Origin of the sequence: Pseudomonas sp. RC10 (assembly GCF_038397775.1) — a bacterium.
In the GTDB taxonomy this organism is placed as follows: Bacteria; Pseudomonadota; Gammaproteobacteria; order Pseudomonadales; family Pseudomonadaceae; genus Aquipseudomonas; species Aquipseudomonas bambusae.
On sequence record NZ_CP151650.1, the window covers coordinates 1,481,090 to 1,493,984 of the forward strand.

The 12,895-nt window shown below is 59.6% G+C and carries 9 protein-coding genes; 6 read left to right on the plus strand and 3 right to left on the minus strand.

All coding sequences use genetic code 11. The features are described 5' to 3' along the window. Positions 1-265: 265 nt before the first annotated feature. The 4 genes from pcaR to pcaD all read left to right on the plus strand — a co-directional run bounded on the left by pcaR (position 266) and on the right by pcaD (position 4,785). Entirely contained in the window at positions 266-1,108 is an 843-nt protein-coding gene (gene pcaR, locus AAEO81_RS06665) for a pca regulon transcriptional regulator PcaR (protein WP_341962401.1), read from the plus strand. A 136-nt stretch (positions 1,109-1,244) separates the two neighbouring features. Beyond that, the gene (gene pcaF / locus AAEO81_RS06670) at positions 1,245-2,447 is read left to right on the plus strand and encodes a 3-oxoadipyl-CoA thiolase (RefSeq protein ID WP_341964479.1); all 1,203 of its coding nucleotides are present in this window, start codon (positions 1,245-1,247) and stop codon (positions 2,445-2,447) included. A 177-nt stretch (positions 2,448-2,624) separates the two neighbouring features. Next, positions 2,625-3,914, plus strand: a complete 1,290-nt coding sequence (locus tag AAEO81_RS06675; protein WP_341962402.1) for an MFS family transporter — start codon at positions 2,625-2,627, stop codon at positions 3,912-3,914. Positions 3,915-3,996: 82 nt separating this feature from the next. Next, the gene (pcaD, locus tag AAEO81_RS06680; RefSeq protein ID WP_341962404.1) at positions 3,997-4,785 is read left to right on the plus strand and encodes a 3-oxoadipate enol-lactonase; all 789 of its coding nucleotides are present in this window, start codon (positions 3,997-3,999) and stop codon (positions 4,783-4,785) included. A gap of 238 nt (positions 4,786-5,023) precedes the next feature. Here pcaD and AAEO81_RS06685 read toward each other — a convergent pair whose 3' ends face one another. From AAEO81_RS06685 to AAEO81_RS06695, 3 genes are read right to left on the minus strand one after another with little or no spacing between them, the layout of a single operon-like run. Next, the gene (locus tag AAEO81_RS06685; protein WP_341962406.1) at positions 5,024-6,490 is read right to left on the minus strand and encodes an AdeC/AdeK/OprM family multidrug efflux complex outer membrane factor; all 1,467 of its coding nucleotides are present in this window, start codon (positions 6,488-6,490) and stop codon (positions 5,024-5,026) included. Continuing rightward, complete coding sequence (locus AAEO81_RS06690; RefSeq protein WP_341962407.1) at positions 6,487-9,615, minus strand: efflux RND transporter permease subunit; 3,129 nt, start codon at positions 9,613-9,615, stop codon at positions 6,487-6,489. The genes AAEO81_RS06685 and AAEO81_RS06690 overlap by 4 nt, the downstream gene beginning before the upstream one ends. Before the next feature lie 3 nt (positions 9,616-9,618). Beyond that, complete coding sequence (locus AAEO81_RS06695; RefSeq protein ID WP_341962409.1) at positions 9,619-10,761, minus strand: efflux RND transporter periplasmic adaptor subunit; 1,143 nt, start codon at positions 10,759-10,761, stop codon at positions 9,619-9,621. A gap of 341 nt (positions 10,762-11,102) precedes the next feature. On the opposite strand from AAEO81_RS06695, the gene AAEO81_RS06700 reads away from it, so the two are divergent. Together AAEO81_RS06700 and AAEO81_RS06705 are read left to right on the plus strand one after the other, a co-directional pair. Beyond that, a complete protein-coding gene (locus AAEO81_RS06700; protein ID WP_166596564.1) occupies positions 11,103-11,765 on the plus strand; it encodes a TetR family transcriptional regulator in 663 nt (220 codons plus the stop codon). 332 nt (positions 11,766-12,097) lie between these two features. Beyond that, complete coding sequence (locus tag AAEO81_RS06705) at positions 12,098-12,880, plus strand: cache domain-containing protein (RefSeq protein WP_341962411.1); 783 nt, start codon at positions 12,098-12,100, stop codon at positions 12,878-12,880. The last annotated feature ends 15 nt before the right edge of the window (positions 12,881-12,895 follow it).

A 12,895-nucleotide genomic window follows, 5' to 3' on the forward strand; every position in this document is an offset into this window, starting at 1 on the left:
AATTGAACGCGAGAGGGACAGAGCAAAGATAAAAACGGCCTTGCGGGTAGCAAGGCCGTGCCTGGGACTTCTCAGTGGGTACCTGACCAGTATTTCCAAGAAGCCACATGGTGGCGTGTGAAAGGTATAAGCAACCGGGCCGGTGGTCAATTGCGATTATCGGTCAGTCGTTCGATAATCGCCCAAACCGCCCTTGCCGTTGCACACAAAAGAGGCGAGAGTGGCGCTATAGAAGGCCTGCAAGGCCACGACGAACGGTGTGAAGATGAACGATCAACTGCGCAATTCCTTTGCTTCGCTGGCCCCGCCAATCGTGGCGTCACCGGCCAAGCGGATTCAGGCCTTCACAGGTGATCCGGATTTCATGACCTCGCTGGCCCGTGGGCTGGCGGTGATTCATGCCTTTCAAGAGCGCAAACGCCACCTGACGATAGCCCAGATCAGTCATCGCACCGAGATTCCCCGTGCTGCCGTCAGGCGCTGTTTGCACACGCTGATCAAGTTGGGATACGCAACCACCGATGGCCGAACCTATTCGCTGCTGCCAAAGGTGTTGACCCTGGGTCATGCCTATCTGTCCTCCACGCCGCTGGCTGTCTCTTCGCAGCCGTATCTCGACAAGATGAGCAGCCAGTTGCATGAAGCCTGCAACATGGCGACCCTTGAAGGTGATGACATTCTCTATATCGCGCGTTCGGCGACGACCCAGCGTCTTATCTCCGTGGACTTGGCCGTGGGAGGGCGTCTGCCTGCCTATTGCACCTCAATGGGCAGGATTCTGTTGGCCGCGCTGGACGACGTTTCGCTGCAGGAATACCTCGATCACGCGGACCTTCAGCCCAAGACCAGCCGCACGCTGCACACCCCTGAAGCGTTGCTTGAATGCCTTCAACAAGTGCGTCAGCAAGGCTGGTGCATTGTCGATCAAGAGCTGGAGCAGGGTTTGCGCTCGATTGCGGTGCCTGTCTATGACGCATCCGGTCAAGTGCTGGCAGCGCTTAACGTCAGTACCAGCGCCGGGCGGGTCACCCGCAACGAACTTGAGCAGAAATTCCTTCCCATCATGCTCGATGCCAGCCGGGATCTGAGCACACAGCTGTTTACCTGATCTCGGCACCGCTTTTAACTGTTCGATTATCGAACGGTTAGTCGATTACCGAATTGCCCCTTCTCCATGCTCAGGCATAACCTGACAGTCACTTGCGCGCCTCTCTGCGCGCCGATCATGACGCATGTGGAGAAACCTGATGCGTGACGTATTTATCTGCGACGCGATCCGTACCCCGATTGGCCGTTTCGGCGGCGCATTGGCGACGGTCCGCGCCGACGATCTGGCAGCATTGCCGATCAAAGCCTTGATGGAACGCAACCCCTCTGTGGACTGGAACGCGCTCGACGAGGTCTTCCTCGGTTGTGCCAACCAGGCCGGTGAAGACAATCGCAATGTGGCCCGCATGGCGGCGTTATTGGCGGGCCTGCCGGTTTCGGTGCCTGGCGTCACGTTGAATCGTCTGTGTGCGTCGGGGCTGGATGCCGTGGGTTCGGCGTTTCGGGCGATTGCGTCCGGCGAAATGGAGCTGGCCATTGCAGGCGGCGTTGAATCCATGTCCCGCGCCCCGTTCGTGATGGGCAAGGCTGAAACAGCATTCGGTCGCGGGCAGAAGCTTGAAGACACGACCCTCGGCTGGCGCTTCGTCAACCCGCAAATGAAAGATCAGTACGGCGTTGAGACGATGCCGCAGACCGGTGACAACGTCGCGGAGGACTTCAACGTCTTTCGCGAAGATCAGGACGCCTTTGCGCTGCGCAGTCAGCAACGTGCCGCAGCCGCGCAGGCCAGCGGTTTTTTTGCCGAAGAAATCGTGCCGGTACGCATTGCTCACAAAAAGGGCGAAACCGTCGTCGACAAAGACGAACATCCTCGCGCCGACACCAATCTCGACGCGTTGAGCAAACTCAAGCCCGTCAATGGCGCTGGCAAAACCGTCACGGCGGGTAATGCGGCAGGGCTGAACGACGGCGCGGTGGCACTGATTCTCGCCTCGGCCGATGCGGTCAAGAAGCACGGCCTGACGCCACGGGCGCGTGTCCTGGGCATGGCCAGCGCGGGCGTGGAACCTCGCGTGATGGGCATCGGACCTGTGCCCGCAGTGCGCAAGCTGGTCGAGCGTCTGGGGCTGGCGGTGTCGGATTTCGATGTGATCGAACTCAACGAGGCGTTCGCCAGCCAAGGCCTGGCGGTCATGCGTGAGTTGGGGATTGCGGATGACTCACCCAAGGTCAACCCGAACGGCGGCGCCATCTCCCTTGGCCATCCGTTGGGCATGAGCGGGGCGCGTCTGGTGCTGACAGCGTTGCATCAATTGGAAAAAACCGGCGGCAGCAAAGGACTGGCAACAATGTGCGTCGGCGTAGGACAGGGCCTGGCCCTGGCAATAGAACGATAAGCGACACACGCCTGAAACCCATCGCCCGAGCCGTTGTTTGCCTTCACTAAAGGCAATCGACGGCTTGGGCGGTTGTCCTTGTGATGTCTAAGTGTTACTGCTTAAGTCTAAGTGTTTCAGGTTATGTCGTAGAATCCTGCTTTGTGGCTGGTCTTTATAAAAATTGGGGAAACAATAATGACAACGACTCACTACACCGGAGAAGAAAGGAGCAAGCGGATTTTCGCGATCGTGGGTGCCTCTTCGGGCAACCTCGTTGAATGGTTCGACTTCTATGTCTACGCCTTCTGCGCGATCTACTTCGCACCGGCTTTCTTCCCGTCCGACGATCCCACCGTGCAACTGTTGAACACTGCTGGCGTATTTGCCGCAGGCTTCCTGATGCGTCCGATCGGGGGCTGGCTGTTTGGCCGAGTCGCCGATAAACACGGCCGCAAAAACTCGATGATGATTTCCGTACTGATGATGTGCGGTGGCTCGCTGGTCATCGCCTGCCTGCCGACGTATGCCGCCATTGGTGCCTGGGCGCCGTTCCTGCTGCTGGTCGCACGCCTGTTTCAGGGCCTGTCCGTGGGTGGAGAATACGGCACCACGGCGACCTACATGAGTGAAGTCGCGTTGCGGGGGCAGCGGGGTTTCTTCGGCTCGTTCCAGTACGTGACGCTGATTGGCGGCCAACTGCTGGCCGTGCTGACCGTGGTGATCCTGCAGCAATTCCTCAGTGCCGATGAGCTGAAAGCCTACGGCTGGCGGATTCCGTTCGTGGTCGGCGCGATCGCCGCCGTGATCTCGCTGCTGCTGCGCCGTTCGTTGAAAGAAACCACGACCGCTGAAGTGCGTCAGGACAAAGACGCTGGCAGCATGAGCGCGCTGTTCCGCAACCACACTCGCGCCTTCATCACCGTGCTGGGCTACACCGCTGGCGGCTCGCTGATTTTCTACACCTTCACCACGTACATGCAGAAATACCTGGTGAACACGATGCACATGGACGCCAAGACCGCCAGTTACATCATGACGTGCGCGCTGTTCTTCTACATGTGCATGCAGCCGCTGTTCGGCATGCTGGCCGATAAGATCGGTCGTCGTGCATCGATGATGTGGTTCGGTGCGCTGGGCACGATCTGCACCGTACCCATTCTGATGACCCTGAAGACGACCACCAGCCCGGTCGTGGCCTTCGTGCTGATCACCCTCGCGCTGGCCATCGTCAGCTTCTACACCTCGATCAGCGGCCTGGTGAAAGCCGAGATGTTCCCAGTCCACGTTCGCGCCTTGGGCGTGGGTCTGGCCTACGCCGTTGCCAACGCCATCTTCGGTGGTTCGGCTGAGTTCGTTGCTCTGAGCTTCAAGAACATGGGCTCGGAGAACATCTTCTACTGGTACGTGACGGGGATGATGGCGATTGCCTTCCTGTTCAGCCTGCGTCTGCCTAAAAAGCCAGATTACCTCCACGAAGACCATTGATCGGATTTCGCGCGCCTGTCACCGGGCGCGCGTTGTCCATACCTTTCAACGACTCTCTCGCGCGCTCGATTAAGGAGCTGTCATGGCAGTGGTACAACTTCAAAGCGGTCAGGTGCATTACGAGATCGAGGGACCTGCGGATGCGCCGGTCCTAGTCCTGTCCAATTCGCTCGGAACTGACCTGCATATGTGGGATGCGCAGGTCGCTTCCTTCAGCAAATCGTTTCAGGTTTTGCGTTACGACACGCGGGGCCATGGTCAGTCCGTGGTGAGTCACGGGCCTTATTCGATCGAGCAATTGGGTCGTGATGTGCTCGACCTGCTCGATGCCTTGAAGATTAAGCGCGCGCATTTCTGTGGCCTGTCGATGGGCGGGCTGATCGGTCAGTGGCTGGGCATTCACGCCAGTGAGCGGTTGCTTAAGCTGGTGCTGTGCAACACGGCGGCAAAGATTGGTGGACCCGAGACGTGGGGTCCCCGTATCGAAACGGTCGAGAAGGGCGGTGAAGCGGCGATGAAAGAACTGGGCGCTGGCGCGGTAGAGCGTTGGTTCACCCCGGATTTCGCCCGCGATCACGCGGATAAGGTGACGGCAGTGACGAGCGTGCTGGCGGCGACTTCGCCGGTCGGGTATGCAGCCTGCTGTGCAGCAGTGCGTGACGCGGATTTCCGCAAGCAGTTGGGATCGATCACAGTCGATACGCTGATCATCTGCGGCAGCCATGACCCGGTGACAACGGTCGCTGACGGGCATTTTCTGCAGAACCATATTCCCGGTTCGCAACTGTCGGATTACTACGCGGCGCATCTTTCCAGCGTTGAGCTGGGCCAGACGTTTACGTTGCGTGTCAAAGAGTTTCTGTTGAGCTGAACGGGATGGGCGTTCGACCCCGGTGCCTGACACGATTCCTGTAGGAGCCGGCTTGCTGGCGAATGCGGCGGGTCGGTTACAGCCGCGTTGCCTGACACGCCCTCTTCGCCAGCAAACCGGCTCCTACAATGGTCTCGGCGTTCAACCACCAGGGATCCGATGCTCCCAGACCCGCCGACAGGCATAAAAAAACCCACCGGACGATGACCGTACGGTGGGTTTTTTATTGGGCGTTGAATCAGAACATCCGCATTTCCGGCACGTCGCCCGAGGTCGGCTGTTTCTGACCGGTCGGGGTCTGTTCGTACCAGCCGCCACCCAGCGCGCGGTACAGGTTGACCTCGCTGCTCAGTTGCGACAGACGATCGGTGATCAACGATTGCTGCGCGCTGAACAACTGACGCTGGGCGTCGAGGAAGGTCAGGTTGCTGTCGATCCCGATGCGATAACGACGCTCTGCCAGACGGTAGTAGTCCTGGTTGGCGTTGACGAAATCGTTCTGCGCCTTGAGCTGATCGGTGAAGGTCTTGCGTGCCGCCAAACCATCGGAGACTTCCTGGAAGCCTGTCTGAATCGCCTTCTCGTAGTTGGCGACGCCGATGTCCTTCTGAATCTTCGAGTAGTCCAGGCTTGCCCGCAGGCTGCCGGCGTTGAAGATCGGCAGGTTGATCTGCGGCTGGAACAGCCAAGTGCCTGAGCCGCCCTTGAACAGACCGCTCAGATCGCCGCTCGCAGTCCCGGCACTGGCCGTCAGGCTGATGCTCGGGAAGAACGCCGCGCGTGCGGCACCGATGTTGGCGTTGGCCGCTTTCAGTTGGTGTTCTGCCTGGAGAATGTCCGGGCGGCGTTGGAGCAGCTCAGAAGGCAGACCGGCTGGCATCTCGTTGAGCATGTCGGCGCTCAACGGTTGCGATGCAGGCAGGTTGGCTGGCAGACCGGTGCCCAGCAGCAGAACGAGGTTGTTCTCGTCCTGCGCGACCAGACGCTGATACTGCGCCAATTTCACGCGAGCGCTTTCTACCGAGGTCCGCGACTGCGCCAGGTCCAGCGCCGATGCCACACCGACTTCGTTGCTGCGCGAGGTCAGGCGGAAGCTTTCTTCGAAGGCACCGAGGGTGTCCTGGGTCAGCTTCAGCAGCTCCTTGTCGGCCTGCCAGGTCAGATACGCGTTGGCGACGTTGGCCACCAGACTGATCTGTGTGCTGCGACGGGCCTCTTCGCTGGCGAAGTAGGTTTCCAGCGCTTGCTCGCTCAGGCTGCGAACACGGCCGAACAGGTCGAGTTCATAGGCACTGACGCCCAAGCCCACAGAATACTGGCTGGTGATCCCTGCCTGGCCGGTCTGGGACAGGTCGCCGGGCACGCGCTGACGTGTACCAGAGGCATCGGCGGCGACGGCCGGGAACAGATCCGCACGCTGGATGCGGTACTGCGCCCGGTAGGCGTCGATGTTCAACGCCGCGACACGCAGGTCGCGGTTGTTGCTCAGCGACGTCTGGATCAGCTGTTGCAGCGCCGGATCGTGGAAGAACTGGCGCCAGCCCTGTTCGGCGGCCGCCTGGTTGGCCGCGTCGGCCGGCGAATACGCCGGGCCTTGCGGATACTGGGCGGCCACCGGTGCCGCAGGCTGCTTGTAATCGGGGATCAACGAGCAGCCGCTCAGCACGAACGCGGTGACTGCCAGAGAGATCAGGGACTTGCTCATTGGCCAGCCTCATCGTGTGGGATGTGTTTCTGTTTGCTCTTGAACAAACCGGATACCGATACGAAGAACAGCGGTACCCAGAAGATCGCCAGAATGGTGGCGGTAATCATACCGCCAATCACGCCTGTACCGATCGAGTGCTGGCTGCCCGAGCCCGCGCCGGTAGAGATCGTCAGCGGCACGACGCCGAGGATGAACGCCATGGACGTCATCACGATCGGACGCAGACGCATCCGGCAGGCTTCAATCGCTGCATCCGCAAGGGATTTGCCTTGCTCATGCAGTTCTTTGGCGAATTCCACGATGAGGATCGCGTTCTTCGCCGCCAGACCCACCGTGACCAAGAGACCGACCTGGAAGAACACGTCGTTCGACAGGCCGCGCAGGCTGGTGGCCATCAGCGCACCGATGACACCCAGCGGAACGACGAGCAGAACGGCGATCGGAATCGACCAGCTCTCGTACAGCGCTGCCAGACACAGGAAGACCACGAGGACCGAGATCGCATACAGCGCCGGGGCCTGCGAGCCGGAGAGCCGTTCTTCGAACGACAGACCGGTCCAGGAATACCCGATGCCTTGTGGCAGTTGCTGCGCGAGTTTCTCGATTTCCGCCATCGCCTGACCGGTACTGTAGCCGGGCGCCGGTGTCCCCAGAATCTCTTCGGCGGGAACACCGTTGTAACGCGACAGTTTTGGCGAACCGAAGACCCACTCGCCACCGGCAAAGGCGTCGAACGGAACCATGGTGCCGCTGGCGTTACGCACGTACCACTTCTTCAAGTCTTCAGGGCTCATCCGGGATTTCGGATTACCCATGATGTACACCTTTTTCACCCGACCACGGTCGATGAAGTCGTTGACGTAGTTGCCGCCCATCGCCACCGACAGGGTGGTGTTGATGTCGGTTTGCGTCACGCCCAGGGCGCGAGCTTTCTCGTCATCGATGACCAGTTGGTACTGCGGTTCGTCAGTCAGGCCGTTGGGGCGTACGCCTGCGAGAATCTTGCTTTGCGAAGCCAGACCCAGCAGCTGGTTACGTGCCTGCATGAGCTTGTCATGGCCCAAACCTGCCTGATCCTGCAAATAGAGGTCGAAACCGGTGGCGTTACCCAACTCCAGTACCGCGGGTGGAACGACGGCAAAGGACATTGCATCGCGGAAGCCGAAGAAGTGCCCTTGAGCGCGCTTGGCCACCTCGAACACGCTGTTGGATGAGTCACGCTCTTCCCACGGCTTGAGCAACACGAACGCCAGACCCGAACTCTGACCACGGCCCGCGAAGTTGAAGCCGTTGACGGAGAACACGGACTTCACGCCCGGGTCGGTCAGCAGGAATTCGCGCATCTTGTCCAGCGTGTTCTGTGTCCGCTCGGCGGTCGAGCCCGGAGGCGTCTGCACCTGAGCGAAGATCACACCCTGGTCTTCTTCCGGCAGGAACGCGGTCGGGATGCGGGTGAACATCCAGATCATGCCCGCGAAGATTGCCAGGTAGACCAGGAACGCCGGGAATTTGTGGCGAATGATGTTACCGACACCGCGCTCGTAGCTGAGAACGCCACGGTCGAACGTACGGTTGAACCAGCCGAAGAAACCTTTGCGCGGCTGACCGTGTTTGTCGGCGTCGATCGGCTTGAGCAGGGTGGCGCAGAGGGCAGGGGTGAAGACCAGCGCGACCAGTACCGAGAGCGCCATCGCAGACACGACGGTAATCGAGAACTGCCGATAGATCACACCTGTGGAACCGCCAAAAAAGGCCATTGGCAGCAGAACCGCCGACAGCACCATGGCGATACCGACCAGGGCGCCCTGGATCTGCTCCATCGATTTGCGCGTGGCGTCCCGAGGCGATAAGTGCTCCTCGGCCATCACCCGCTCGACGTTCTCCACCACAACGATGGCGTCGTCCACGAGCAAGCCGATGGCCAACACCATGCCGAACATGGTCAGGGTGTTGATGGTGAAACCGGCCGCCGCAAGAATGCCGAAGGTCCCGAGCAATACGACCGGCACCGTCAACGTGGTGATAATGGTGGCGCGGAAGTTTTGCAGGAACAGGTACATCACCAGGAACACAAGGATGATCGCTTCACCCAGCGTGTGGACCACACCGGTAATGGATTCCTTGACCACTGGCGTCGTGTCGTACGGGTAAACCGCTTTCATGCCAGGCGGGAAGAACGGCTCCAGACGGCCGATGGTGTCGCGGATCGCCTTGGACGTGTCCAGCGCGTTGGCGCCGGTGGCGAGCTTGATCGCCAGACCCGATGCAGGTTTACCGTTGAACTGTGCGTCGACGCTGTAGTTCTCGCCGCCCAGACCGATGCTGGCGACGTCTTTCAGGCGAACTTGCGAACCGTCCTGATTGACCTTGAGCAAAATGTTGCCGAATTGCTCAGCGGTCTGCAGGCGCGTTTTGCCGATGATGGTGGCGTTGAGTTGTTGGCCTTTGACGGCTGGCAAACCACCGATCTGACCGGAAGACACCTGAACGTTTTGCGCCGTGATGGCGGTTTTCACGTCAACCGGGGTCAGCTGGTAATTGTTCAGCTTGTCCGGGTCGAGCCAGATGCGCATCGCGTACTGGGCACCGAAGACCTGGAAGTCACCCACGCCCGGTGTACGGGCGATCTGGTCCTGGATGTTGGAAACGATGTAGTTGGACAAGTCTTCCTTGCCCATGCTGCCGTCTTCCGACACCAGACCGATCACCAACAGGAAGTTCTTCACAGCCTTGGTCACGCGCAGACCCTGTTGTTGCACTTCTTGGGGCAACAGCGGAGTGGCGAGGTTGAGCTTGTTCTGAACCTGAACCTGCGCGATGTCGGGGTTGGTGCCCTGGTTGAAGGTCACCGTGATGGTCATGCTGCCATCTGAGTTACTTTCCGACGAGATATAGCGCAGGTTGTCGATGCCGTTCATCTGCTGTTCGATAACCTGAACCACGGTGTCCTGCACGGTTTGTGCGGACGCGCCTGGGTAGGTCACCTGAATCGCGATGGCCGGTGGCGCAATGGCCGGGTACTGGTTGATCGGCAAGTTGAGGATCGATAAAGCCCCGACCAGCATGATCACGAGGGCAATTACCCACGCGAAAATCGGTCGGTCGATGAAAAACTTCGACATGAATCATTTACTCCCTTGAGCGGGAGCCGGGGCGGCAGCTGGCTTGACGTTGGTCGCGTCCGCTACGGTAACTTGGGCGCCCGGCTTGACGTACTGCAGGCCTTCGGTGATGACGCGATCGCCAGGGCTCAGGCCCTTGTCCACGACCCAGTCGGCGCCGCTGGTGCGGCTGGCCACAAGGGTGCGCAGTTCGACCTTGTTGTCCTGATTCACGACCAGCGCAGTCGGCGTGCCTTTCAGGTCGCGGGTGATGCCTTGTTGCGGCACCAGAATCGCCTGTTCATTCACACCGGATTGCAGACGTGCATGCACGAACATACCGGGCAGCAGGGTGTGGTTCGGGTTCGGGAACACAGCGCGCAGGGTCACGGAACCCGTGGTCTGGTCGACCGACACTTCGGAGAATTCCAGCTTGCCGTCAGCCGGGTACTGGCTGTTGTCTTCCAGGGTCAGCTTGACCTTGGCGGCGTTGTCACCGGCTTTCTGCAGCTTGCCGCTTTCCAGTTCGCGACGCAGGCGCAGCATCTCGGACGAAGACTGAATGACGTCCACGTAGATCGGATCGAGCTGTTGAATGGTCGCCATCGCGTCGGCCTGGCCATTGCTGACCAATGCGCCTTCCGTCACCAGCGAACGGCCGATACGGCCAGAAATCGGCGCGTACACTTTCGTGTAGCGCAGGTTGATTTCGGCGGTCTGCACAGCGGCTTGCGCTTCGCGCGCATTGCCCACGGCAGTGTCGTATTCCTGACGGCTGACGGCTTGCTCGTTGATCAGCTGCTTATAGCGGCCTGCCAGGGAACTGGTGGCGTCGTAGGTCGCCTTGGCGCTGTTCAGGTTGGCTTCGTACACCGCAGGGTCGATTTGATACAGCTGCTGACCGGCTTTGACGTCTGTGCCTTCAGTGAACTGCCGCTTGAGAATGATGCCGTTGACCTGAGGACGGACTTCAGCCACGCGATAGGCGGTGGTGCGTCCGGGCAAGTCGGAAACCAGCGTGTAAGGCTGGGCTTGAATGGTCACTACGCCGACCTGAGGAGGCGGTGGTGCAGCCGCAGCCGCTTCTTCCTTTTTACTACATCCGCTGAGCAGCGATGCCAGGGCGGCGGCAGTGACCAGTACGGTAACAGCTGGCTTGAATTGCATGAAGATCCTCGGGTCAGGAGCCTGGGCTCATGAGAAGTGGAAAGGGCGTATAGAAAGTTTCCGGCTGGATAAGTAGCAAGCTAATGAATATACTTACGTTCACGGTTGTTTGTAAACACCCGTGGCTGCGACTGATAAACGCACCAAGGGGATCGATTGTAGGTCCGGGACGACCGGAAGTGCTGGCGATGCTGCCAAGGCTTTTTTGCCCGAAGATTGCCGGTTTCTTGCGAATCGGTCGCTTTGTTGCCGGATTGAAAAACAATACAAAGGCCGCTCGGCGTGCTGGTCAAGGCGCTCCACCGAAGAGGCTGAAGCATTTTCATTGAGGTTTTACTGCCATGGTTCGTCGCACGAAAGAAGAAGCTCAGGAAACGCGCAGGCAGATTCTGGAAGCGGCCGAGCAGGCGTTTTTCGAGCGAGGCGTTGCGCGCACGACCCTGGCGGACATTGCAGCACTGGCTGGCGTGACGCGCGGGGCGATTTACTGGCATTTCAGCAACAAGGCGGATCTGGTGCAGGCGATGCTCGACAGCCTGCATGAACCGCTGGAGGAAATGGCCCGTGCCAGCGAAAGCGCGGACGAAATGGACCCTTTGGGTTGGACGCGAAAGCTTCTGGTTCATTTGTTTCAGCAAGTTGCCAAAGACCCGAAAACCCGCCGCATCAATGAAATTCTGTTTCATAAATTCGAATTCACCGATGAAATGTGTGACATGCGGCGTCAGCGCCAATTCGTCTGGCTCGATGCCAACGAACGTATCGCGCTCGCGCTGAGCAACGCCTCCCGCAAGGGGCAATTGCCCGCCGATCTCAACCCCCGCCGAGGGGCCATCTGTCTGCATGCTTATATCCACGGCATTCTGGGCCAGTGGTTGCTGGTGCCGGACAGCTTTCCGCTGTTTCAGGACGCCGAGCGTCTGGTCGATACCGTTCTGGACATGCTCCGCTACAGCCCTGCCTTGCGGGACGCCGTTCCCGCGCTGGCCTCAGGGCAGGACTGAAAGACGCAAACGCCGGAATTCGTGCAGGGCACGCTGGCCGTGGGCTCCGGCCAGTGACTATAACCGTGTGGCGCTTAGCCTGCATCTATACATTTCTTCATGAAGGTTGAACAGGTGGTTTACCCAGCCTTTACGTAAATCCCTGTGCGCATTCAGCTTAACGACAGCCTGATCCGATCCAGCGGACGAATGCTTTCCTATTGCCATCTCCCGACTAAGCTTGCTCGCAAACCAACAAGAACGGGATGCGCACGATGCCAGTCGTTTCTAAACGTAGAACGTGGAAAACACTCCTTTTCGCGGCGTTTGCCTGCATCGGGATGAGCCAGGTCATGGCGGCTGACGATGCGCAGGAAGCGGCGTCTGCCAAAGCTTTGCTGGAGAAGGCTGTGACGCACTATCGGCAAGTCGGCGACAAGGCCTTGGCCGAATTCAGCCGACAGGGCGAATTCGTCGACGGTGAGCGGTACGTCTTCGTGACGGACACCAACGGGGTGATGCTCGCCAGCGGCGGTCCTTCCGTGGTGTTGATCGGTCGTGACATTTCTTCAGTGCTGGACCCCGACCTGCAAAAAGGCTTCAAGGAGGTGCTGCAGACGCCCGAGAGCGCGGGCATCCAGCAAGCCGAATACCGCTGGCAGAACTGGCGCGACGGCAAGGTCGAGCGCAAGCGCGTGTACTTCCAGCGGGTCGGCAATCGCATTCTGGCGGTGGGTTATTACCTGCCACGCGCCGCGCCAGAACAGGCCAGAGCGTTACTGGACAAGGCCTCCAAAGCGTTGGAGCAGGATCAGGACGGGACTGTTCAGGCCATCAACAGCCTCAAGGGTGGGTTCTTGCAGGATGATCTTTACGTCTTCGTGGTGAATGTAGACACCAAGCGCTACGTCGCCCATGGCACCAACCTGCGGCTGGTCAATACCGATTTCAGCAAGATCAAAGATCCAGAAGGTAAACCCGTCGGGCGGCCGATGCTGGAGATGCTCAAGAAGCAGCCCGAGGGCGAGTACGAATACCGCTGGCGCAACCCGGTGACCGGGAAGATCGAGCGCAAGCACGCGTACATGCGCAAAGTGGGAGATTTTCTGGTGGCGGTGGGGTATTACAGCGGTTGAGTGAGTCGAAAACCC

What these genes read in the sequence shown, in the direction of transcription:
- AAEO81_RS06690 (WP_341962407.1), bottom strand. Translation starts at nt 9,615, where the DNA reads ATGTCGAAGTTTTTCATCGACCGACCGATTTTCGCGTGGGTAATTGCC.
- AAEO81_RS06705 (WP_341962411.1), top strand. Translation starts at nt 12,098, where the DNA reads ATGGCGGCTGACGATGCGCAGGAAGCGGCGTCTGCCAAAGCTTTGCTG.
- AAEO81_RS06685 (WP_341962406.1), bottom strand. Translation starts at nt 6,490, where the DNA reads ATGAGCAAGTCCCTGATCTCTCTGGCAGTCACCGCGTTCGTGCTGAGC.
- AAEO81_RS06700 (WP_166596564.1), top strand. Translation starts at nt 11,103, where the DNA reads ATGGTTCGTCGCACGAAAGAAGAAGCTCAGGAAACGCGCAGGCAGATT.
- AAEO81_RS06675 (WP_341962402.1), top strand. Translation starts at nt 2,625, where the DNA reads ATGACAACGACTCACTACACCGGAGAAGAAAGGAGCAAGCGGATTTTC.
- AAEO81_RS06695 (WP_341962409.1), bottom strand. Translation starts at nt 10,761, where the DNA reads ATGCAATTCAAGCCAGCTGTTACCGTACTGGTCACTGCCGCCGCCCTG.
- pcaR (WP_341962401.1), top strand. Translation starts at nt 266, where the DNA reads ATGAACGATCAACTGCGCAATTCCTTTGCTTCGCTGGCCCCGCCAATC.
- pcaD (WP_341962404.1), top strand. Translation starts at nt 3,997, where the DNA reads ATGGCAGTGGTACAACTTCAAAGCGGTCAGGTGCATTACGAGATCGAG.